The 22140-nt window shown below is 41.8% G+C and carries 21 protein-coding genes; 12 read left to right on the top strand and 9 right to left on the bottom strand.

The genetic code is table 11. The features are described from left to right. Window positions 1-43 precede the first annotated feature (43 nt). Both ORQ98_RS23660 and ORQ98_RS23665 read right to left on the bottom strand, forming a co-directional pair. Window positions 44-391, bottom strand: a complete 348-nt coding sequence (locus ORQ98_RS23660) for a hypothetical protein (protein ID WP_274691292.1) — start codon at window positions 389-391, stop codon at window positions 44-46. Between the two features lie 18 nt (window positions 392-409). After that, on the bottom strand, window positions 410-1135 hold the full coding sequence (locus ORQ98_RS23665) for a GNAT family N-acetyltransferase (protein WP_274691293.1): 726 nt from the start codon (window positions 1133-1135) through the stop codon (window positions 410-412). A 125-nt stretch (window positions 1136-1260) separates the two neighbouring features. Here ORQ98_RS23665 and ORQ98_RS23670 point away from each other — a divergent pair, with 125 nt between their 5' ends. From ORQ98_RS23670 to ORQ98_RS23685, 4 genes are all read left to right on the top strand, one after another. Further along, on the top strand, window positions 1261-1521 hold the full coding sequence (locus tag ORQ98_RS23670; protein ID WP_274691294.1) for an acyl carrier protein: 261 nt from the start codon (window positions 1261-1263) through the stop codon (window positions 1519-1521). 9 nt (window positions 1522-1530) lie between these two features. Further along, window positions 1531-2406, top strand: coding sequence for a hydrolase 2, exosortase A system-associated (locus ORQ98_RS23675; RefSeq protein WP_274691295.1), 876 nt, complete (start codon window positions 1531-1533; stop codon window positions 2404-2406). Window positions 2407-2439: 33 nt separating this feature from the next. Further along, entirely contained in the window at window positions 2440-3330 is an 891-nt protein-coding gene (locus ORQ98_RS23680) for a hydrolase 1, exosortase A system-associated (RefSeq protein ID WP_274691296.1), read from the top strand. A 122-nt stretch (window positions 3331-3452) separates the two neighbouring features. Next, a complete protein-coding gene (locus ORQ98_RS23685) occupies window positions 3453-5921 on the top strand; it encodes a heparinase II/III family protein (RefSeq protein WP_274691297.1) in 2469 nt (822 codons plus the stop codon). A gap of 26 nt (window positions 5922-5947) precedes the next feature. Here the strand turns inward: ORQ98_RS23685 and ORQ98_RS23690 are convergent, their stop codons facing one another. Both ORQ98_RS23690 and ORQ98_RS23695 read right to left on the bottom strand, forming a co-directional pair. Then, a complete protein-coding gene (locus ORQ98_RS23690; protein ID WP_274691298.1) occupies window positions 5948-7180 on the bottom strand; it encodes a pyridoxal-dependent decarboxylase, exosortase A system-associated in 1233 nt (410 codons plus the stop codon). Between the two features lie 52 nt (window positions 7181-7232). Continuing rightward, complete coding sequence (locus tag ORQ98_RS23695; RefSeq protein WP_274691299.1) at window positions 7233-8804, bottom strand: acyl-CoA ligase (AMP-forming), exosortase A system-associated; 1572 nt, start codon at window positions 8802-8804, stop codon at window positions 7233-7235. Between the two features lie 155 nt (window positions 8805-8959). Between ORQ98_RS23695 and ORQ98_RS23700 the strand changes: the two genes are divergently transcribed. Continuing rightward, window positions 8960-9739 carry a S1C family serine protease gene (locus ORQ98_RS23700; protein WP_274691300.1) on the top strand — a complete coding sequence of 260 codons (780 nt, stop codon included), beginning with the start codon at window positions 8960-8962 and terminating at the stop codon, window positions 9737-9739. Window positions 9740-9783: 44 nt separating this feature from the next. Here ORQ98_RS23700 and ORQ98_RS23705 read toward each other — a convergent pair whose 3' ends face one another. Further along, the gene (locus tag ORQ98_RS23705) at window positions 9784-10032 is read right to left on the bottom strand and encodes a hypothetical protein (protein WP_274691301.1); all 249 of its coding nucleotides are present in this window, start codon (window positions 10030-10032) and stop codon (window positions 9784-9786) included. Window positions 10033-10201: 169 nt separating this feature from the next. Between ORQ98_RS23705 and ORQ98_RS23710 the strand changes: the two genes are divergently transcribed. Beyond that, window positions 10202-10537, top strand: a complete 336-nt coding sequence (locus ORQ98_RS23710; protein ID WP_274691302.1) for a hypothetical protein — start codon at window positions 10202-10204, stop codon at window positions 10535-10537. Window positions 10538-10569: 32 nt separating this feature from the next. Here ORQ98_RS23710 and ORQ98_RS23715 read toward each other — a convergent pair whose 3' ends face one another. From ORQ98_RS23715 to ORQ98_RS23730, 4 genes are all read right to left on the bottom strand, one after another. After that, window positions 10570-11976, bottom strand: a complete 1407-nt coding sequence (locus tag ORQ98_RS23715) for a TIGR03013 family XrtA/PEP-CTERM system glycosyltransferase (protein ID WP_274691303.1) — start codon at window positions 11974-11976, stop codon at window positions 10570-10572. Window positions 11977-12153: 177 nt separating this feature from the next. Beyond that, window positions 12154-13074 carry a DMT family transporter gene (locus ORQ98_RS23720; protein WP_274691304.1) on the bottom strand — a complete coding sequence of 307 codons (921 nt, stop codon included), beginning with the start codon at window positions 13072-13074 and terminating at the stop codon, window positions 12154-12156. Between the two features lie 189 nt (window positions 13075-13263). Further along, window positions 13264-15684 carry a type II secretion system secretin GspD gene (gspD, locus tag ORQ98_RS23725; RefSeq protein ID WP_274691305.1) on the bottom strand — a complete coding sequence of 807 codons (2421 nt, stop codon included), beginning with the start codon at window positions 15682-15684 and terminating at the stop codon, window positions 13264-13266. Window positions 15685-15690: 6 nt separating this feature from the next. Next, the gene (locus ORQ98_RS23730) at window positions 15691-16251 is read right to left on the bottom strand and encodes a type II secretion system protein N (RefSeq protein ID WP_342455226.1); all 561 of its coding nucleotides are present in this window, start codon (window positions 16249-16251) and stop codon (window positions 15691-15693) included. A gap of 970 nt (window positions 16252-17221) precedes the next feature. Between ORQ98_RS23730 and gspE the strand changes: the two genes are divergently transcribed. From gspE to gspJ, 6 genes are read left to right on the top strand one after another with little or no spacing between them, the layout of a single operon-like run. Next, window positions 17222-18709 carry a type II secretion system ATPase GspE gene (gene gspE / locus ORQ98_RS23735; RefSeq protein WP_274691324.1) on the top strand — a complete coding sequence of 496 codons (1488 nt, stop codon included), beginning with the start codon at window positions 17222-17224 and terminating at the stop codon, window positions 18707-18709. 10 nt (window positions 18710-18719) lie between these two features. Further along, window positions 18720-19943 (top strand): type II secretion system inner membrane protein GspF, encoded by a 1224-nt coding sequence (gene gspF / locus ORQ98_RS23740; protein WP_274691307.1) that lies wholly within the window; start codon window positions 18720-18722, stop codon window positions 19941-19943. A gap of 27 nt (window positions 19944-19970) precedes the next feature. Next, entirely contained in the window at window positions 19971-20408 is a 438-nt protein-coding gene (gspG, locus tag ORQ98_RS23745; protein WP_274691308.1) for a type II secretion system major pseudopilin GspG, read from the top strand. Window positions 20409-20411: 3 nt separating this feature from the next. Continuing rightward, on the top strand, window positions 20412-21002 hold the full coding sequence (gene gspH / locus ORQ98_RS23750) for a type II secretion system minor pseudopilin GspH (protein ID WP_274691309.1): 591 nt from the start codon (window positions 20412-20414) through the stop codon (window positions 21000-21002). Further along, a complete protein-coding gene (gene gspI, locus ORQ98_RS23755) occupies window positions 20977-21369 on the top strand; it encodes a type II secretion system minor pseudopilin GspI (RefSeq protein WP_274691310.1) in 393 nt (130 codons plus the stop codon). The genes gspH and gspI overlap by 26 nt, the downstream gene beginning before the upstream one ends. Continuing rightward, entirely contained in the window at window positions 21369-22100 is a 732-nt protein-coding gene (gene gspJ / locus ORQ98_RS23760; RefSeq protein ID WP_274691311.1) for a type II secretion system minor pseudopilin GspJ, read from the top strand. Before gspI ends, gspJ begins: the two co-directional genes overlap by 1 nt. Window positions 22101-22140 lie beyond the last annotated feature (40 nt).

The following is a 22140-nucleotide window of genomic DNA, read 5'->3' on the forward strand; positions in this document are numbered from 1 at the left end:
AAAAAAGTCGCTCAAGTGTATGAGCAGTTAAGCGACTATGGGGCTATTGCTGCATAAAAGTGTCTACAGTATTGTTATATATGAGTACACAAAAAGTGCCGTAAAAGCGATTATGGGGAACTGGGCGTTTGTTAAAATCATCAAGCAGCGCCTTTAACCCAGGCTTACCATGCAAGCCTTGGTAGGTAAGGGTGCCAAGGCTGACACAGAAGTTGCACTGACTATTTTCATAGTAATTGGTAGCAGAGGTAGCCTGCTTGGGGCAAATAATGAGCTCAAAACCCTTCCGGCTCAGTGATATTTGCTGCGTAAAACCTTGTTGCTGTAATGATTGTTTAATAGGCTCAATAAAGTTAAAGGCTGACTCCTTTATCAAGGCAAAGGCGCCCATATAAATTTCCCTTTTTGACTATGATGGCTGAACTGGCTCAACTGTGGATGCGGTCGACTTGATTGGTAATAATAGTTGGGGAGTGTGCTTTTGCGTTATAGATAGGTGTATATAAGGCGCATGACTGGCTAGCATTAACTGCCAAGAGCCCACACAAATAAATGTAGCGGCTCCCATGCGCGTTGCTCCCAAACGTTGATGAGAGGCTAAGGAGCCTGTGTTAAATGCTGAAATTCGACATAAGGTCCACTTAACCCCTTGTTGAGCCAGATACTCGTTAACCGTTTGCCAAAGTTTAGGAAAAGTAAAACCAAGCCGGGCAGTGGGCGTAATGTAAACATCATAATCCCAGGCTGTTTGTTCTGCTGGACGAGGAGCAAATAGACAGCGGACTTCATCTTCTGGGTAGTCAACTTGACTAATCCAGATATAGCCTACAAAGTTACCTTTAAGATAAGCAGCAAAGCACTGGCCTTGCTCAGTAAAGCGACGTTTGATAACTGTCAGTGGCCGAGGGAAGTCGTCAAAAAAATCAGTGTCATTGGCGGTAATGGTTTTAATCTCGATTTGCTTACCACGATTGGGCGGAAGTAATGGTGTTTCAGGGATAGGTTGATAATACAAATAGTACTTTATGATTCGGACACGACCACCAGTAAGCTTATTTAAACTGGTATGTAACAAATAAAGTAAGCCGTTTAGCCAACCTAATTCCTGGGTTAGTTTGCGAAATTTAGCGAGCATATATCTTCCCAGATGTAAGCGCTGATAAATGGTTAAAAAATATCGTTAAACATTATGTTTTTAAAATAATGTTGGTGCTAACATTCTAGCATTCAGTTTTTTATACCCTATAGCATATAAAAACCATGGAGTTATTGGTAATGGATGTGATTAATGATGTGAAACAAATTCTGGTTAGCCAACTGCAGCTGGGCGATCAGTTATCGGCCGCTAATGAAGCAACGCCGTTGCTGGGTGCGATACCAGAGTTTGACTCAATGGCTGTAGTAACCGTTATCACTGCATTAGAAGAGCAGTTTGGGTTTGTGGTTGATGATGATGAAATCAGTGCTGAGGTGTTTGAGTCTTTAGGCAGTCTGTGTGAATTTGTCCAAGCCAAAGCCTAGTTGACTGCCATGGATAGGCTGCAAATATCACCTCACTTTATTTCAACTCAAACGGGGCACTTATATGCGGTGCATTATGTACCGCCATCAACTGCTTCTACCAAAGGCTATATCATTCATATCCCCGCATTTGCTGAAGAGATGAATAAATCTCGCCATATAATCAGTAAACAAGCCAGACTGATGGCTGAACAAGGCTGGCAGGTAGTTGTCTTTGACTTATCTGGGACCGGGGATAGTGAAGGTCTGTTAGTTGATGCTGACTGGCAGTCCTGGCTCAGTAATATCCAAGCAATAATGGATTGGCTAGTGGCAGAGCCGCTTCCCGTCGTATTATGGGGGCTGCGTTTAGGTGCTTGTTTGGCTGTTGACTATCTTAACCGTTTATCTTCACCAGTAAATACTCATTTATTGCTATGGCAACCGATCATTAAAGGAAGCCCTTTTTTACAACAGTTCTTAAGAGTGCGTTTAGCCGCTGATTTATTAGGCAAGCAAACTGGCGAAACAGTTAAACTATTACGTGAACAATTAGAAAAAGAAGGCAGTTTGGAGGTAGCGGGCTATTTACTGCCTAGTAAACTAACCACTGCTATTGACCAAATGGACTTAACTCAGCAGTCACTGCCATTAACAACCCAAGTGGTTTGGTTGGAAATGGTTCGCGAAACGGGAGCATCGTTATCTTTACCCAGTCAAAAAACAATAGCTGCCTGGAAACAAAACCATAATAAACTACACCAAGCGAGTATTGTGACTGATCCTTTTTGGTCTACACAGGAGCTGACGACAGGTGATGGGTTTATAGAGCAGACTCTTCACTATCTGCCTCAATTGTTGATTAAGTCCACCCTGAAGCAATCTGTGGCCGGTATGGAAAGCTAGTTTTGCTGGCTTCAATGTTGAATCAATAATGCCATGAATGAACAACCCGTTATTTTTCCCTGTTTAAATGAAAGGCTTATTGGTGTAATTCACCATCCAACTGAGCCAATTGATACTGGGGTATTAATCATAGTGGGTGGCCCCCAGATGAAGTCTGGAAGTCATCGACAATTTGTTTTATTAGCAAGAGCATTGGCCAGACAGAATATTGCAGTGATGCGCTTTGATTATCGGGGCATGGGAGACAGTACAGGTGAGTTACAAGGATTTGAAACCATTAATGATGATATTAACGCAGCAATAGATGAGTTCTTTAACCAGCAGCCTCACCTACAACAGGTAGTGCTGTGGGGGTTATGTGATGCTGCATCTGCAGCACTGTTTTACAGTTGGCGAGATCCTAGAGTAAAAGGTTTAGTGTTAGCTAATCCCTGGGTTCGTTCAGAGGCAGGTTTGGCGCAAGTGTATGTTAAAAATTATTACTGGTCACGGTTATTTGATAAGAATTTCTGGCGCAAGGCATTTCGAGGTCAATTGAAAATAAAGCAAGTGACTTCTGACTTTTATCAAAATGTCACCAAGCTTTTAACCACTCGTAAAGAAGCGGTAAAAGAAAATGCGCTGGGAGTAGTTGCTGACAAGCCTGTTGAACCTAGCCACTTTATCGACCGAATGCGTTATGGATGGGATAAATTTTCAGGAAAGACCTTATTACTGTTAAGTGGTAATGATCTGACAGCTGCTGAGTTTATTCAGCTCACTCAAAGCAATCCTCATTGGCGGCAGTTGCTAAATAAATCGACAGTTACCCAATGGCATTGTGCTGAGGCTAATCATACGTTTTCAACAGCTAAATGGCGTAAACAGGTAGAGGATCAAACTGCTGAATGGATTATTAACCACATAGTTGGTAGCCAAGTGTAGAGCTGAGCGAATTGCTCTGGGCTTTTCATCAGTAGTGTTTAAATGGACTACATCATTTAATAGCTGAATAGGTATGGTAGTTGCCTTATAAAATAAGGTTTTCTTATAGAGCTAAAAAAATTATGCATCTCCTTAGTGGTAACAAAAAGTTTATATTGGGTTTAGTGTTAGTTAGCCTGGCAGCTTATGGAGGGATACAGGTTGATAACCATCTCAGCACGCAAGATGCAGATAGCAACACAAGAGTTGTGACCAAACAACTTTCTGAATTCGCTGCAAAGCAATTAACCACTGATCTTAATAATCATAAGCTTGATGGGCAGCCTGTTACACAACATCCCCGCATTTTTTTAACTTTTTTACAAAATTGGCAAGGAAAGTCAGTACACCCCGTTTTTCAAGAACGCATGGCATTGTTTAAACAGCGTAAAGTTGTTTCTGTCAACCCATGTGTTTATAAGTCAGTACTAGGAAACGCCGGTTGTTGGGTAACCAAACCTGAAAAGGAAATAGGCGAGCAACTGGTTAAGAGTTTGTTTAAATTTTATTTAATGCCACCAGAATCCAGTGGTTATTATGGTAATGCATGGAAGTTGGCGTTGGCTTATGATTTAGCCTGTACTTATCCAGGATTTAGTCAAAAAGACCGTGTAGCGATAGAAAAACGATTAGAAAAGCAACTTGAAGACTTGCTGGATGTACTGGAAGAAGATGGATTATCGATGTGGCATGGTCGTGCCTCAGTTGCGTCTCAAGCTTTTTTATTGGCCATGGTATTGGACCATAGTAGCGAGCACCGGCAAGAATTATTAAAACGGAGCCAAGCTTACTTTTTGGATTTGATGGCTGCTCTGGATTTAACTGAAGCCTGGCCGGAAGGGTATAATTACTGGATTCAAAACCGAGCAATCCCTATAGCGTTGGCTTCAGCGGCCTATGTGAACGGTTTACGGCATAGTCAGCAGGCAGAAAAAATTCGAGAAATCATCCGCCGAGCGGGTTATTGGGTCATTTATGCTACACGCCCAGATGATAAAATAGAGGGGCTGGGTGATGAGGGCTCTCGGATTGACTTAAAGGATGTTTCGCGGCCATATATTGATTTTATTGCCCAACTGACTCAGGACAGTGAACTAGCTGAGTTTTCTGAGTATTTGTATCAAGTCCATGAAGGGCAAAGCTACTATGATGGGTGGCGATGGGCTTTTCGACTATTTAATGATCCTCAACTCGTGCAGCAGCCAGTTAAATCAAAGCAGTTGGTTTTTGCTCGTAATAATCTTCCTACTGCAGATATTTTCGGTAAAGGTGCATTCAATCAAGCGTATATTCGCTCTGGCTGGTCTGATCAAGATACTTTAATTAGCTTCCGTGCGGGGCACCAATTCAGTCATCATGGTCACTATGATGCGGGTCATTTCACCATTCATAAGCAGCGGCCTTTAGCCATCAATAGTAGTACTTATGACCGTTACGATGCACCTCATCGCCTTAATTATGCAATTCGCTCTGTGGCTAAAAATACACTGTTGATTATGCGCCCTGGAGAAAAGGTAAAACCAAATAAGTTTTTTCAAAATAATGTGGCAGATGGTGGGCAGCGAATTATTCAGCCTACTGGAAGTTCTATTCCTTCAGTGAGTCACTGGTATAAAAACCTTTATAAGGGGAAGCATTTAGAGGGGGGAACCATCGCTAGAGCAGACTTATCTCCAGCTTATAGTTACCTCTATGCAGACTTAACAGGTGCTTACAATAACAGTGAATACGACGATAATAGTGATATAGGTAAAGTTAACAAGGTGACCAGAGAGCTTTTTTATTTACGGGAACAAGATCAGTTGTTGATATATGACACGATTGCAGCAACCAGCCCTGCTTATATAAAAAAGTGGTTATTACATAGCGTTTATAAACCTGCAGTTAAGGGGTTGAAGGTGATTAAAGGTAAAGCTCACAATGGCATTTTAACTTCAGATGCCTCAGAAGCTACTATCACCAATGGTAACAGTCGTTTATTTTTGAAAAAATTATTACCTGTTAATGGCAAATTAAATGTAATTGGTGGGCCAGATTACCGTTATTATGTTGATATTGATGGTGATGGCCATACTTGGGATGGGATTAACTTTGATCAGGGAGCATCAGATAAAAAGTGGTTTGACTCTGGCTTTTGGCGCTTGGAGCTAACATCAACAGAGCCAAAAGAAGTAGAGCAGTTTTTGGTTGTTTTAACGCCTCGTATTGGTAAAAAAATGGTTAATCAAAGTGACATTAAGGTGCTGAAGGCAGAAAAGAACTATTATGCTGTGCAAATGAAGTCTTCTGTTGTCGTATTTTTGGCTGATTCCACTATTAATCAACTGGATTTAGACTGGAAGTCACCATTGAAAAAAATCTATCTAGTGGGACTGGCACCAAAACAGCAACTAGAGGTGAAAGGACAATCGTCTACTACTAACAGTGTACCTGTCCAGAAAGTTGCAGCCAATTTGCAAGGTACTGCGGTTATGACAATATCGTCACAAACAACCCACGTACAAATTGGTCTGCTAAAAAAACTAGCAACTAGTGCCGTATCCTATAAATAAAGCAGTTAGCGTAGGTTTTTTAGTCATTAAAGTAATATTTCCTTCACGGCAGGGTGACTTAAAAACTCTGCCGGGCTTGCTGTTGGTCCATATGCGCCAGATTGAGTGATCACTATTAGGTCGCCAATATCCGCTTTAGGTAACATGACTTTATCACCTAGGATATCCAAGGGTGTGCACAAAGGCCCAACGATTTGCACGGGCTCATAGCCGGCTTCGTTCATTTTGTTACCTAGATATACGGGGTAGTTTTTGCGAATAACCTGGCCAAAATTACCTGAATTAGCCAAGTGGTGATGGAGCCCGCCATTGGTGATTAAAAAAGTCTGACCACGTGATTGCTTAATATCGATAATTTCTGCTACATAAACACCAGCCTCACCTACTAAATAACGGCCTAGCTCAATGACTAATTCACAGTGATTTAATGTTGAGTGATATCGGCTGATAAGTTGAGAGAGATTATGACAAATAGGGGTTAACTCTAGGTTTGTTTCACCTGGGAAGTAGGGGATGCCTAGTCCTCCGCCAATATTGAGTTTAATTAATGGCACTGGAGAAACAGCGGCCAATTCGGCTGCTAAAGCAAACGTTTTGTTATGGGCCTCAATAAGAGCTTCTACTTTTAAATTTTGTGAGCCAGAAAAAATATGAAAACCTTGTAGATTAACCAAATCAGTATTCAGGCTGTTTAAGATATCAGGTAATTGTTCTGCATCTATGCCAAACTGCTTGGGGCCCCCTGACATTTTCATCCCAGAGGTTTTCAGCTCATAGTTTGGGTTAACTCGAAAAGCAATGTTGGGTTTAAGCTTGAGCCGCTGGCCAATTGTTTCAATACGACGTAACTCGCCTGTAGACTCTACATTAATGGTAATTGCTGATGCAATGGCAGCGGCTAGCTCCTGATCAGTTTTGCCTGGGCCTGCAAAACTGATATTACTGCTATTCATTCCGCTGTTTAGTGCGGTATGTAATTCTTTGATGGAGGCTACATCTAACCCATCGACTAGGGTTGCCATATGGTTAACTACTGCAGGCATTGGATTTGCCTTGATGGCATAGTGAAGTTTAATTGACTCTGGTAGCGCTTGCTTTAATTGGTTAACTCGCTGGCTAAGCAATTGTCTATCATAGCAATAAAAAGGAGTACTACCCACAATATTGGCGATTTGGGTAAGAGGCTTGCCAGCTATTTGTAAACAGTTGTCGGTTACCGTAAAGCCTTTTAATGGCGCATGAACAGGTTTATTTTGCATAATTGACTCGTTGTATAATCTTAACCATTACTCAAAAAAGAGGGTTATGCCCCTATCCATCATTTGATAACGCGTTAATTAACGCTTTTCGATCGATTTTTCCATTGGGGTTTCTAGGTAGGAGTTGGAAACTAACAATCTGTTGTGGAACCATAAACCCAGGTAGTTTCTGTTTACATACGTTGGTGATAGCAACTTCATCAATTGGGGTTGTATCTCGAGGTGTAACAGCCAGTACAATAGCCTGGCCTAATTGCGGGTGGGGCATTCCTAGTGCAGCGACTTCGCCGACTAAACTAGAGGCATAAACGACTTCCTCGACTTCCGTAGGGCTGACTCGATAGCCTGAGGTTTTAATCATATCGTCATTGCGGCCAATAAAGTATAAAAAGCCTTCTTCGTCTTTTTTGACAAGATCACCAGACCAAACAGCAATTTCTGTGGCGGGGATACCATTAATTGGGTTGGGCATGGGCTTGAAGCGTTCTTGTGTTCTAGCTTGATCATTCCAATAACCCAGAGCAACTAAGCTGCCTCGATGGACTAGTTCTCCTGGCTCATTTGCCTCACACTCTTCCCCCGCTTCATTAATAACCAGGAGCTCTGCATTGGGGATGGCTTTGCCCATTGAAGTAGGACGTTTAGTTAGCTCATTGGGAGGTAGGTAGCTGGAGCGAAAGGCTTCTGTTAAGCCATACATGAGATAAGGGGCAGTATCTGGTAGTTGTTGCTGTAATTTGGTAAGCGTTGCGGTAGGCATTGCACCACCGGAGTTGGTGATATAGCGCAAATGCTTGGTGGTTATCTCAGGCCAGGACAAATCGGCCAGTTGAACCCATAAGGGAGGCACTGCGGCTAAGCCGGTGATTTTGTATTTATTAACTGCCTTGATGACATCTCTAGGTAGTAAGTAATCCATTAAATAGCAGCAGGCCCCAACAGAAAAAGCGGTTGTTAATTGGCTTAAACCATAATCAAAACTAAACGGAAGGACTGCTAATATTTTGTCTTGAGGAGTATTTGCTAAATACGTTGCCACACTATGGGCGCCCGTTACCATATTGCGATGAGATAACACGACACCTTTAGGGCGTCCAGTGCTGCCAGAGGTATATAGAATGGCTGCCATGTCCATATCAATTGAGCGAGTGGCAAGTCGTTGATGAGAGCTATCTAACAGGGCTTGCCATGGTATTATTGGCAGAGAGTTGTTAGGCTCTATACTCATTTCATCAACTAACACCACTTGTCTTAGGTCGTGGCACTGAGATAACTCTAAGGAGAGCTGTTTTAAGCGGGCTGCACTGGTGATTAATATTCTGACATTACAGTCTTGTAATATATAACGGACCTGATCCGGTTTTAATATAGGGTTAACTGGAACAAATACACCTCCTGCTGCAGATGTGCCCATCATACTGAAAACAGTTTTGGGTAGTTTTGGTAAGTAAACGGCTACTCGTTCGTGACGATTAAGCCCTTGTTTAACTAGACCATTGGCTACCTGCCAAATATTATCAACCACCTCCTGATAAGAATAAACTTGTTCTTTGTAGCCTAGTGCTACAGCCTCAGGAGTTATTGCGCTTTGTTTGATTGCTAACTCATGTAAAAGTTGGCTCATTGAATAGCTCGTCCTTAAGTGGTATTGGCTGTTTCAATAATTATAAAAAACGTAAATAGTTATTGGTAATTTTAAGTTTTTACATGTTCTGGATGATGACAATGACTATTAATTAATATTATGATTTTTTTATTGTATTAACGAACGGAATCTTAATGGTGATGTGGGGTAATTCACGATCTTTTAATATTAGTAGTTGGTTCATTTTAGCCTTCGTTGTTACTGTGTCTGATGGCTTTGCTAAATCATTAGCGGATTCTATACAACAAATCAAGCCCAGTGTGGTGGGGGTGGCTACTTATTTGCCGACTAGAAGCCCGCCTGTGAGCTTATTAGGTACAGGGTTCGTTGTTGATGATGGCTATCATGTAGTGACTAACGCTCATGTCATTCCTGCTAAATTGAATCTGGAAAAAAAAGAACGCCTTGTTGTTTTATATGGCCAAGGTAATAAGCCTTCAGTAAGAGAAGCAAGGGTTTTTAAAGCAGATGAATCCCATGATCTTGCACTATTGCGGCTAAAAGGAACCACTTTAAAGCCACTGGTTCTAGGAGATTCCAGTAAGGTGCGAGAAGGGGATCAAATTGCTTTTACCGGGTTTCCAATAGGCCTGGTGCTAGGGTTATACCCTGCTACCCATCACGGGATTGTAGCTAGCATTACGCCAGTTGCTATTCCTGTTATTTCAGCAAAAGAGCTGGATATTCATCATATCCAGCGCTTACGGAGTCCTTATAATGTTTTTCAGTTGGATGCAACCGCTTACCCTGGTAATAGTGGTAGCCCAGTATTTTTGGCTGCAACTGGTGAAGTGATCGGTATAGTAAATAAAGTATTTGTTAAACAAACTAAAGAGTCAGTGTTAGCAAAACCTAGTGGTATTACCTATGCTATTCCAATCACTCATGTAAAAGCCTTAATTCGGCGAAAATAGCAAAATTGTGACAACGTTGCAGTCTAAAACATAAGTAGTAAAAACTAGTAATAAGAGGCTAGTCTCCGCTCTTTATTGCTTCTTCTATCTGAAGTTACAAGGTTTCCTTCTGAATCAGTGAATGGATAGTAAATAGGTTTGCTATTTTTACGACGGTCGTAATGTTTGCTGCGCTGCAAGCAGTCAGTTACTTGCTTACTTGAAGTGTAACGTTTGGCAGCAGAGTTAAAAATTATAATTGCCATACAGCCAATAATGGCAATGGTGATGAGTAGCAGCCATACACTTATCATTGGCACACCCCTCATTTTATATTTTAATGTTGAATATTTTTAGCAAAATGTGAGCCTTACCCGTCTAATTTATTGATTATCAATCGGTTATATTTATTATTAGCCCTCATGCTAATTAAGTTGTAATATTTTTTGACGCTTTTGTGACATTTATACAGTTGAGGGGCTTATGCCTGGATGGATTGGGGTCGATTTAGATGGCACCTTGGCACGTTATGATAAGTGGCGAGGGCCTGAGCATATAGGTGAACCGATCAAACCTATGCTGGATCGAGTAAAAAATTGGGTATTTCAAGGACAAGAAGTAAAAATATTTACGGCTAGAGCTTCTGTTCCTGAGTATCTTCCCTATGTGGAAAAATGGCTAACTGAACATGGTTTAGCTGGGTTAGAGATAACTAATGTGAAGGATTTTAGAATGATTGAATTATGGGATGATCGCTGTGTACAGGTTTGTACCAATAAGGGAAAACCATTAAGGTTCAGTAAGCGGCTGGGCTTTTGACTCGCTAAACTCGTTTGTTTTGGGGCTGGCTATTAACGAGCCCCTTTACCAAACAAAATCACTTCAACAGTTTGAATTAAAATAAGAATATCTAGAAATAGGCTATGGTTTTTTACATAGTAAAGGTCATATTCAAGCTTATGTTTGGCATCGTTATCAGAAGCGCCGTAAGGGTAGCAGAGTTGTGCCCAGCCTGCGATACCTGGCTTGATTCGATGGCGCTCATCATAATAAGAAATTTTTTCTTTCAAGTTTGCGACAAACTCAGGCCGTTCTGGCCTTGGCCCAACAAAGCCCATATCACCTTTTAATACATTTAGGATTTGAGGGAGCTCATCTATTCGGTATTTTCTGATGATTCGACCCGTTCGAGTGATACGAGGGTCATTTTGGGTGGCCCACTGTGCCTGACCACTTTTTTCCGCGTCAATTCTCATGCTACGGAATTTGAGTACATCAAAAACCTCTCCATTGAGACCAACTCGACGTTGTCGATAAAAAATAGGGGCTTTAAGCCCTTCTTCTAACCAAATACCCAATATAGCAAAAGCCATTAAAGGCCAGGCGAAGCAGAGCAGGGTTAAGCTAGCGACAATATCAAACAAGCGCTCAGAGTAGGTTCTCAGGTTGCTTTGGCTAAAACCATCAGAAAATACCATCCAACTTGGGTGTAGCAGTTCAAGCTCGATCTTGCCTGTTTCCCTTTCAAAAAAGGTCAGAATATCAACAACCTCTATACCACTTAGTTTGCAGTCCAGTAGCTCATTGATTGGAAAGTTTTTTCGGCGATCATCAACAGCGACGACTATTTCATCAATCTTGTTATCAACAGCATATTCCAGTAAAGAACCTTGGTGGTTGATGATAAGCTCATTCGAAACGATATCGGCTTCACTAGCAATATGCATAAAGCCAATAACACTAAAGCCGCGGCGGTCACTTTTCCGGCGTAACCGCTGACAAATATTATTTGCCCTTCTGCCTGCTCCTAGTACTAATACACGACGTTTTAAGATTTTCTCATCCACAAGCCTGGTAAAGCACCAGCGGATACCGACAATACTTAAAAAGGCGATAGTAATAGTGACAATAAAAACACCACGGCCAATTAGCAATGTAGGGAACAGAAAAAAGCAAAGAGAAAGTATGATGCTGCCAAGAAGAAAGCTAATAGCTGAACGTATCAGCATGCCAGTGAGCCCTTCTCTCAGTCGGGCTTGATAGAGGCCCATTGCTATCATGCTAATGATAAAAGCAGCCCCAAGTACTAATGCCCGTACAATTAAGGGGCTAGCAGGGTCCTGGCCAGTAGGTTCAAGTGTCCCAAAACGAATGAGGGTGCCAATGTGGGTAGAAGCGATAAAGGCACAAAGCTCAAATAGCCCCAGGATTAAGTAGGGTACTCTAATATGGTGTTTGAAAATGCGAATACTGCTCACTGAAACTCCCTTTATCCTTAAATATGGCTATGGCTTTCCCGTGTGCATGGTTAGTCACTTCTGCTTCCGTGTAAAGGGGCACGTCCCCTAGAGCTAGCGCGCTAATTTATTATAAGAGGCTTTTAATGTCAGTTAATTACTTCAACATATTTAATGTTTTTTGAAGCTTCACTGTTGTTAGGTTAAATCAGCCTCTGGTTTGCGCTGTGCTTTAAGTTGCCATTTCTGTTGACCAATAATAACACCTGTCAGGATCAATGTGACTGCGATTAACTGTGTTGTTGTTAGCCATTCGTCTAAAATGATTGCAGCTAAAATAACCGTGAACACAGGGATTAAGTTAACAAAGGTTGATGTGCTATTAGCAGACAACTGACTAACACCGTAGTTATAAAGCCCATAAGCACCACATGTAACAACACTACCCAGATAAATAATAGCCAGGGTTGGCTCTAATTCAATTTGTGTGGGTAAATCACTATTTAGAGCAAAAGGCAAGAAAAATAAGGTGCCTGCGACAGACTGAACAGCAGTTAACGTTATCGCGTTATAGCGAAATGCTAATTTCTTTAACACTATGGTATAAAAAGCTGCCAAGATCATTGCAATTAATTCCAAAAAGTTACCCAGCAGTGGGTTTGGCGCATGTTCGCTCTTTTCTGATAAAAAAGTTAACCAAAGTGCGCCTATAAATGCAATCACTAACCCTGTCAGCAATAGTTTGGATGGCTTTTCTTTTAATACTAGCCAAGCGCCTATCGTTACAAGTGCTGGATATAACGCTGTAACTGCCCCTGCCTGAGCGGCACTGGTATGCTCTAAGGCCAAACTTTCAAAAATAAAATACAGGCAAGGTTCACAAAGAACCATCATAAGAAATAGCTTAAGATCGCCAGGCTGGTATTGACGAAATGAAATGCGGCGGAAACAAGCTAAAAAACAGAGGGTTGCAATTAGCATCCGAGCAAAAATAACCAGCCACATAGAATAATGGCTAAAGGCTATTTTTAAAGCAATAAAGGAACTACCCCAAAGCAGCATGGCTAAAACTAAAATGCTATACACAAACCATGGCGTGCTTTGACTGGTTGTATTCATCGGTAGATAGTTGAATTAAATATGTGGCATAAATAAAGAGCCGCTATTAGATAGCTTTTAGTTAATAGAATCAACTACTCTTGGCTGCAGGTTTTTAGTTGTGATGATTATAGAGAGTAGAAGAAAAGTTAACTGCTGGCTGTTTGTTTTGCAGCCAACAGTTAAGCCTGTTGTCACTATCTTTTAGTCTTATTGACGAGTGTCTAAGCAGCCTTGCTTGACTGCCTTTAGCTTACGACAGATATCCATCGCTCTAGACTGATTTTCAATACCTGTAAATAGTACGCGGTAATAAGTACCTCGTTTACCATAGTTGGCGGACTTAACTTTAGGCTGTAGGCCGTTGAGTAAGCTCCCATGGCGTTTTTGGATATTACTTATTGCCTGGTCGGCAGCTGTTGCTGATTTATAAGAGGCTAGCTGAACAGCCCAGCGAGCAGAAGAGCTAGCAGGTGCTGCTGTTGAGGTTCGGGCAACGCTGCTGGCTGGACGTGTGTAAGATGTCTGTGAAGGTTGAGCTGTTACAGGCTTGTTATAGCGAGTTGGCTGGCTATTACGGGAGCCATAACTATTACTGGTATTAGCTGAGGGTTGGGTGCGAAGCGATTTTTGTGCATCTGTATGAGTGGTTGCAGTAAATAGCTTGTTAGCATCATCAGGTCTTGCCCGCTGAATATCATACTGTTCTGTTCGTTTATCAACGGCACTCTTGACTAGCTTAATGCTGGAGTATTTATCTCGGGTTAAGCCACTCACTTCATTGGTATTACGAATAATGGTGGGTTTGATAAATACCATTAAGTTTCGCTTTTTATGCGAGTTGTTGTCATTTTCAAATAATCGGCCAACTAAGGGGATACTGCTCAAAATAGGAACAGATGATTCACCTTGAACAACATCATCTTGTAGAAGGCCGCCTAACACAATAATTTTTGAATCGTTAACCAGAATCGTACTTTTAATCTGTCGTTTACTGGTGACTTGGTTAAGGTTGCTGCTGCTTTCTGCAGAGGTGATGACGTTGGATATTTCTTGATCGATCTCGAGGCGCATGGTATCGCCTTCGTTAATATGAGGGGTGACTTTTAGCTTTAAGCCAACGTCTTTACGTTCTACTGTGGTAAAGGGGTTGTTTGCTCCATCTGAGCCTGTTGTGTATGAGCCTGTTTGGAAAGGCACTTCTTGACCCACCAAAATTTCGGCCTCTTCGTTATCCATCGTCATTAGGCTGGGTGTTGATAGCAGGTTGCTATTGCTTTGCTGGGTGATAGCATTGAGAAGTATGCCAAAGTTACTATTACGTAAGGCCACTTGCCCAATCGGAATTTTAGTATTATCAACTGCGGCACCGATGATAGAGCTAATTGCAGAGCCACCATTATCGCCTCCACCTGTTTTGGTGTCTTTACCAGCAATACCCCACTGGATACCTAGTTGTTCTGAAATATCTCCAGACACTTCAACAATTGCTGACTCGATAAGTACTTGGGCTCGGCGAACATCCAGTTGTCGAACAATGTTTTCCAGCTCTCTGATCATTTCTGGTTCAGCAGCGATAATCAAAGCATTTTGTGATTCATCGGCTTTGATAATGGACTGCTTAGCGTCTTTTTTATCTTTGCCTGATTGAACCGTAAGTGATTTGGAAAGCTCAGACAGTGCTTCTGCAAGGTTTTTGGCATCTGCGTGGCGTAAGTGAATCACTCGGGTTGAAGAGGCGCTGTCAGCTTCTACATCCATAGAACGCGCCATTCGCTTCACTTTGCTACGAAAAGCGGGTTTGCCTGTAATAATGAGTCGGTTGGTACGCTCATCAGCTATCAATTGGCCTGCCGGTTTACGTTGTTGCTGGCCTCCTAATAGTCCTTCTTTAATGACTTTCACAACATCACCTACCCAGGCATGCTCAAGTTTAATCACATCATGGTCAGCGTTTTCAGCCAAGTCCATTTCCCTAATGAGCTTTGCTAGGCGCTTTACATTGGCACTGTGGTCGCTAATGATAATCGAGTTGCTGGAAGCTATAGCAGCAGCATGACCATATTGTGGGATTAAAGGGCGAATGACAGGAATTAGCTCTACTGCAGATAAGTTAACCAGAGGGACTACCTTGGTTATCATATGACCACTGCGGGGTCCTGATTTGCCATTAAATATGGGGACATCACTTTTTGCTTTGTTAGTGGGCACTATATTGATGGTTTTACCATTGGGTACGGCAGTGAAACCATTGGCATGAAGCACAGAAAGAAATACATCGTATATTTCTTCTCTAGAGAGAGGCGAAGCTGATACTACCGTTACATTGTTTGGCCCTTTTATGCGAGGGTCAACAATGATCGTTTCACCTGTAATAGAAGCAACTTGGGCGATAAACTCTCTTATATCGGCGTTTTTCTGGTTGATTGTCCAGCGTTTACCATCATCGGCATTGGTTTCTGCCAGTGTCACCGGTGTGACTGAAAAGCATAAACAAAGCACTGATGCATGAAAAAGTTTGGTCAATCTGGCCATAGTAAAGCGTTGTTGTTGGTAAGACATGTGATTATTATTCCAAGAATCCTGCTTATTATCCTGGTGAGTGGCTGCTTGTTTAAGGGCGTTTAGCATTATTGGTTAGCCTCCTCCGGCGCCCTTGTCTAACTGCTTCATACGTGATTGCAGCTCTTTCATTCGTTGCTGTGCTGATGCATTTTTTAATGGTTCTGGAGACGTAACGGAAACAGGTTCGGGTGGTTTGGGTAACTGATGTGGGCCTTTATACTCTTCAATTCGGTTAGGGCTATTAGCTTCTGGAAAGTAGAGTGTTTCTAGGACTCCATTTCTTGAAATAATGACATGATCTTTTTTCACTTTATGCAAAGTTGCCTGGCCAGGTAAAGTGTCTCCTACTTGGTAGAGTACAGCCTGGCGATTGCTACCTTCTATTATGGCGCTAGATAACTTGTCATTTTGGTTAGCAAAGGCGCCTTTTAATACCAGTCTTAAGTTGGTTTTGGGAATGTGTTTTTGTACCACTGGCTGCTCACTTACTCCTTTACCAAACAGTAAAGCAATATTTTGGGCATTGTACTGGGAGCGGGGCTTGGTTTGTGCAACATTCCGGATAGCCTCTACTTGGGGTTTAGGCGCTGTTAATGCTTGGTAAAGTTGCATACCTTTAGACGCTAAAGTCATACCTATAAGCACTAGGACAATAAGACAAAAAGCAGAGATATTTTTTTTATGCCCTAGTGTCAGATAGGGTGATAATGCTGTTGAGTTCATAAGATAATTGAAAGCTGCTTGTAAGCTATTCCTTATTGAATAAATGCCTAAAAAACTGAGCGAAAGTCCAACGTACCCTTGCCTAAACGTCGGTTGCCATAATAACAATTATTGCTTGAAATGGGTCAAGCAAATTGCCTTAAGAGTGTGAAATTTGTAAAAAAATACTGTAAAACTGATGCCTATTAATACAAGGCACCATGAAAACGACAATTAACCTAAGTTTAAATTTCACACTCTATAACTCTAGGCTAAATTGGGCTTTTCGACAGTATGACTGTACTGTATCCAGTTGGTTCCAGTTAGCTGCTCAGCTAATAAACAAAATGAGGATAAGCTAAGGGAACTAACGACCCAAGAACTAACTAATAGTTAAATGATCTTTGCCTTAAGCTTTTGTTGTTATATCAAACAGTGGCTTTGCAGAAATAAACATAAAATAGAGATTTTTACTTTCGGCAACATGTGTTGTTGAACAATATTCATTGAACGTAACGGTTAGGTGAATAATAGTTAATAAGTGGATTGTTACAGTCAGTAGGTGTAGGTAGAGAGTTGTTACTTGGCGCTTATAAGTGAATGTGCATAAATAAAATTTGCTAGAAGCATTCAAGTATTTACGAGAAGAAAACAGTTAAAAACAAGTACTCTTATCCAAGAATACTGTTGTTTAGAAACTGTGACAGCTGTGAAAAAACACGGTTGTTTGGGGAATATATGGCTTGAATGGTGGTTAAAAAGTATTTCGCATGAGCCAGTTAAGTGAAAGAAACTTTTTCTCTAACCAGTCTTTCAGCTGAAAAGAGGTAGCAGAACATTGAACGTGCCAGCGGTTGCAAATGGTGAGGCAGGAAGTGCTAGTCAGCAGTCTGAGTCGCATATACATAAAGGCTCGCCTGCAGAGAAAAGGCTGCCATTTGCCTTTGCCAAGAAATATGGTGTGCTTATCTATCGGCAAAGTGACGGTAGTGCCAAAGTTTTTCATAAGCAGGGACTTACACCTGTTGTGGCGTCTGAAGTTAGGCGTTTTGCAGCAGGGGCTTTGCCTTATGAATTAGTCGATGAAAGTCAGTTTTCGGAGCTGTTGTCAGAAACTTACCAAAATGATAGCTCTGAGGCATTTCAGGATGCTATTGGTATTAGTGATGATATGGATCTGGCGAGCTTGGCTGATGCAGTCCCTGAGTCTGAAGACTTGCTAGAGCAAGCTGATGATGCACCTGTGATTCGTTTGATTAATGCCATTTTTACTGAAGGCATAAAAGAAAATACGTCAGATATTCACATTGAAACCTTTGAAAAGAACCTGGTAGTTCGGTTTCGGGTTGATGGGGTTCTTAGAGAAAAGTTAAGACTTAAACGACAGTTGGCTGCTTTGTTGATTTCTCGGATTAAAGTAATGTCTAAGCTGGATATTGCTGAAAAGCGGGTACCTCAAGATGGGCGTATTTCGTTACGAGTAGCCGGTAAAGAAGTAGATGTGCGGGTATCGACCTTACCTTCAACCAACAGTGAACGGGTGGTTATGCGACTCCTGGATAAAGCAGCGGGTCGGTTAGACTTGAATCACTTAGGTATGTCTATTGATGATACCAAGCTGCTTAAAGGTATTCTTTATAAACCCCATGGCATTATCCTTGTTACAGGGCCTACTGGTTCTGGTAAAACCACCAGTCTATATGCATCACTTGCTACCCTAAATGACCAAAGTCGTAACATTCTCACAGTAGAAGACCCTATTGAGTATAACCTGGAAGGTATTGGTCAAACCCAGGTGAACCCCAAGGTGGACATGACTTTTGCTCGAGGGCTACGCGCTATCCTGCGGCAAGACCCCGATGTGGTAATGGTAGGGGAGATTCGAGATGTCGAAACTGCCCAAATTGCTGTCCAAGCCAGTTTAACAGGTCACTTAGTGCTGTCTACGTTACACACCAATACCGCTGTCGGTGCAATTACCCGATTACAAGATATGGGGATTGAGCCTTTCTTGCTTGCTTCCAGTCTGGTAGGGGTGCTAGCCCAGCGGCTGGTACGTCGACTGTGTGATGAATGTAAAGAGCCTTACCGACCAGATGAAGCAGAATGTTTGCGACTTCACTTAAACCCTGATGCGCCACCTGAAATTTATCATGCTAAAGGTTGTCCTAGCTGTAACCAACAGGGCTATCGAGGCCGGATGGGAATTTATGAAATTATTCCAATAGATAACGAGATGCGAAGATTGATTCATAATAATGCAGGGGAACAGGAAATTATTGAGTATATCCGGATTGGTAGACCCAGTATCCGTGCTGATGGTCGTCGTAAGGTGCTAGCGGGACAGACCACCCTTGAAGAAGTACTTCGAGTCACTCAGGATGATTAAGGGGTAAGTCGTGGCGGTTTACGAGTTTGTAGCGCTTGATGCTAAGGGCAAGCAGCAAAAGGGCACATTAGAAGCTGATAGTGCAAGGCAAGTACGGCAGATGTTGCGTGAAAAACGCATGTCGCCTTTAGATGTGGAGCTGGTTGCACAAAAGCAGAAACAGGCAAGCAGCAAAGCTGGAGGAGGGTTGTTTTCCCGGAGTATTTCTACCAGTGATCTCTCAATGGTTATTCGCCAACTGGCTACTTTGATTCAGGCTGCACTGCCTATTGAAGAAGCACTACGGGCAGTAGCTGAGCAGCAAGAAAAACAAAAAATAAAGAAAATTTTTCAAGCAGTGCGCTCTAAAGTATTAGAGGGCTACACTCTGGCACAAAGTATGGAAAGCTTTCCTGGTGTATTTCCATCTATGTATTGCGCAACAGTCGCGGCAGGTGAACATGCAGGCTTTCTGGATAAAGTGCTTAACCAGCTTGCCGATTATTCTGAAAGCCGTCAGCAGTCACAGCAAAAAATTAAAATGGCACTAGTGTACCCAATTTTATTGGTAGTTGCTTCGATTGCTATTGTCAGCTTTTTATTAGGGTTTGTAGTGCCAGATATAGTTAAAGTCTTTATTGATAGTGGTCAGGAATTGCCCGCTTTAACTCAGGGCCTCATTGATTTAAGTAACTTATTTCAAAACTACTGGTATTTTATGTTGCTTGGGGTGATTGGGTTTATTTATATTACCCGCGTTTTGTTAAGCAAACCCCCAATCAAACTGCGGTTTCACCGAGGCCTGTTGCGGGTGCCCTTAATTGGTCGATTTAATCGTCAGATGAATACGGCACGTTTCGCCAGTACCTTAAGTATTTTGACGCGCAGTGGTGTGCCGCTAGTAGAGGCCCTAAAGATAGCAACAGAAGTTGTCTCAAACCTTTATATAAAAGCCAGTGTGGGTGATGTTGCCCAGCAGGTAAGTGAAGGCTTGAGTTTAACTAAAGCGCTAGAACAAACGGGTCACTTCTCACCGATGATGATGCACATGATCGCAAGTGGTGAAGCCACCGGTGAGCTTGATGATATGTTAGAACGAACAGCCCTCAGTCAGGAAACTGATCTTGAGAATAGAATGTCAGTAATAGTGGGCTTATTTGAGCCGCTCACCCTGATGCTTATGGGGGGGATTGTGTTGGTGATTGTATTGGCAATTTTATTACCAATTTTAAACATGAACCAGCTATTGAATTAATGGTAAGTATTAAAAAGGAACGAAAGAGTGAAAAAGGTGATTGCTAAGTCAGCGCAGCAAGGGTTTACCTTAATAGAGATTATGGTTGTAGTCGTTATCTTAGGGATTTTAGGAGCGCTAGTAGTACCCAATATCATGAGTAAGCCAGACCAGGCCAAAGTAACTGTTGCAAAAGGAGATGTACGAGCAATTGCATCAGCACTGGATATGTACAAGTTAGATAACTTTAATTACCCCAGCACTGATCAAGGGTTAGATGCGCTAGTGAAAAAACCCAGTGGCTCGCCAGAACCGAAAGGATGGAATAACCCTTACCTGAAAAAAGTCCCCGTTGATCCATGGGGTAATGCATATAAATACTTGTCTCCCGGTGTACATGGGCCGTTTGATTTATATTCCTACGGTGCTGATGGCAAGAAAGGTGGTGAAGGCTTCAACGCTGATATTACTAACTGGGAAGAGTAATTAATGCAGGTGTTGTCTCGTTTACCAAGACAACAGGGCTTTACACTAGTTGAGGTGTTAGTGGTGGTAGTCATCATTGGCACCTTGATTGGTATAACCGTGCTAAGCCCTTTACTTGGTGATAAAAGTAAGCGACTGGATGATGAGGCGCTACGTATAACCAAGCTGTTTGAACTGGCAGTTGATCAAGCGCTGGTCAAGGGGTATGAGCTAGGGTTTAAGGCTGAACCTTCTGGCTATAGCTGGCTGCGATATGATCAAGTAGAAAACCAATGGTTAGAGCTCAAAGAAGGTTCATTTCGCCCTCACCAATTACCTGAGGGTTATAGCCTGATGTTAAGTGCAGAAGACGATAAGTTTACCAAGTTTAAACTGTTTGATGAGGATGAAGACGATAAAACCAGTTTTAGCCTGGAAAGTGATAGTGAAAAGGATAAAAAGCAGAAAAAGTCTAAGTTAAAGCCTCAAGTTGTCATTTATACAGATACACAAGTGACACCTTTCGAGCTCACGATTGACAGTGAGTACCATGACAAACCCAAAAAGCTAGTGGCAGACGGAATCAACCGTGTTGAAGTTAAAAAGCAAGACTAAAGGGTTTACCTTGCTAGAGGTAATGGTGGCACTGGCTATTTTTGCCAGTGCTGCCGCTGTGTTAGTTATTTCTGATGGCAGTGCTATTAAGCAAACAATTTATTTAGAAGAAAAAATTCTTGCCAGCTGGATTGCCGAAAACCAATTAGCTCGTATGCAACTAGAAGCTCAGTGGCCTGAGTTGGGTAAAAAAGAAGGCACGGTTAGTTTTGCACAACGTAACTGGAAAGTAACGACTGAAGTGTCAAAAACCTCTCAAGAAAATTTTAATAAAGTGGAGTTAACAGTTTCACGACAAGAGCAAACTAAATCTGCAGAAGATAACGTATTGTTTACCTTAACGGGGTATTTAAGGAAACAGTCTTAATGAAGTGTACTGTCGTGCCTGGAAAATATTTTAAACAAAACGGCTTTACTCTATTAGAGCTGCTTATTGCTATTGCGTTATTTTCAATCGTGAGCATTGCCGCTTTTCGTTTATTTGATACGGTTGCCAATACTAAACAAGCGACAGAAAAAAGTTTAGCGCGCATTAATCAATTGCAGCGAGCGCTACTCATTATTGAAAAAGATCTTAGTCAAATAACGCCTCGTCCTATTCGTAATGAGCTGGGTGATAAACAGCCTGCGTTTATTGCTAATAAAGATGGCTTTTTAATTCAATTTAGCAAAGCAGGCTGGCGAAACCCTAGCTATGCTAAGCGAAGTAATATCCAGCGGGTGGCTTATATTTTTGAAGCCTCAGATGGTCAATTAATACGACAATATTGGTTATCTTTAGACCGGCCAGGAGAAACCAAACCAAAACAGCAAGTGTTAATTGAGAAGTTGCAAAATGTCTCTGTGCGTTTTTTAGATCAAGACCGAAAATGGAAAACCGAATGGGCAACGCCTGCGAGCAGCCAGCAAGTTCAGGGTTTTCCTGGTGGTGGCAAGCAACAAGATCCCAATAAAAAAGTACCCTTAGGCATAGAAATTTCCTTAACTGATCCACGTTATGGTCAGGTTAATAAAATTATTATGGGTATTACTATTCCACAGCCTGATCAACAGGGGAATAATAATAGCCAAGAGTTACCTAAACCACCACAGACTTAATTAACCTTTGTTGATTAAAATAACGAAGTAGATGAACTGG

Origin of the sequence: Spartinivicinus poritis, from assembly GCF_028858535.1 — a bacterium.
Lineage (GTDB): Bacteria > Pseudomonadota > Gammaproteobacteria > Pseudomonadales > Zooshikellaceae > Spartinivicinus > Spartinivicinus poritis.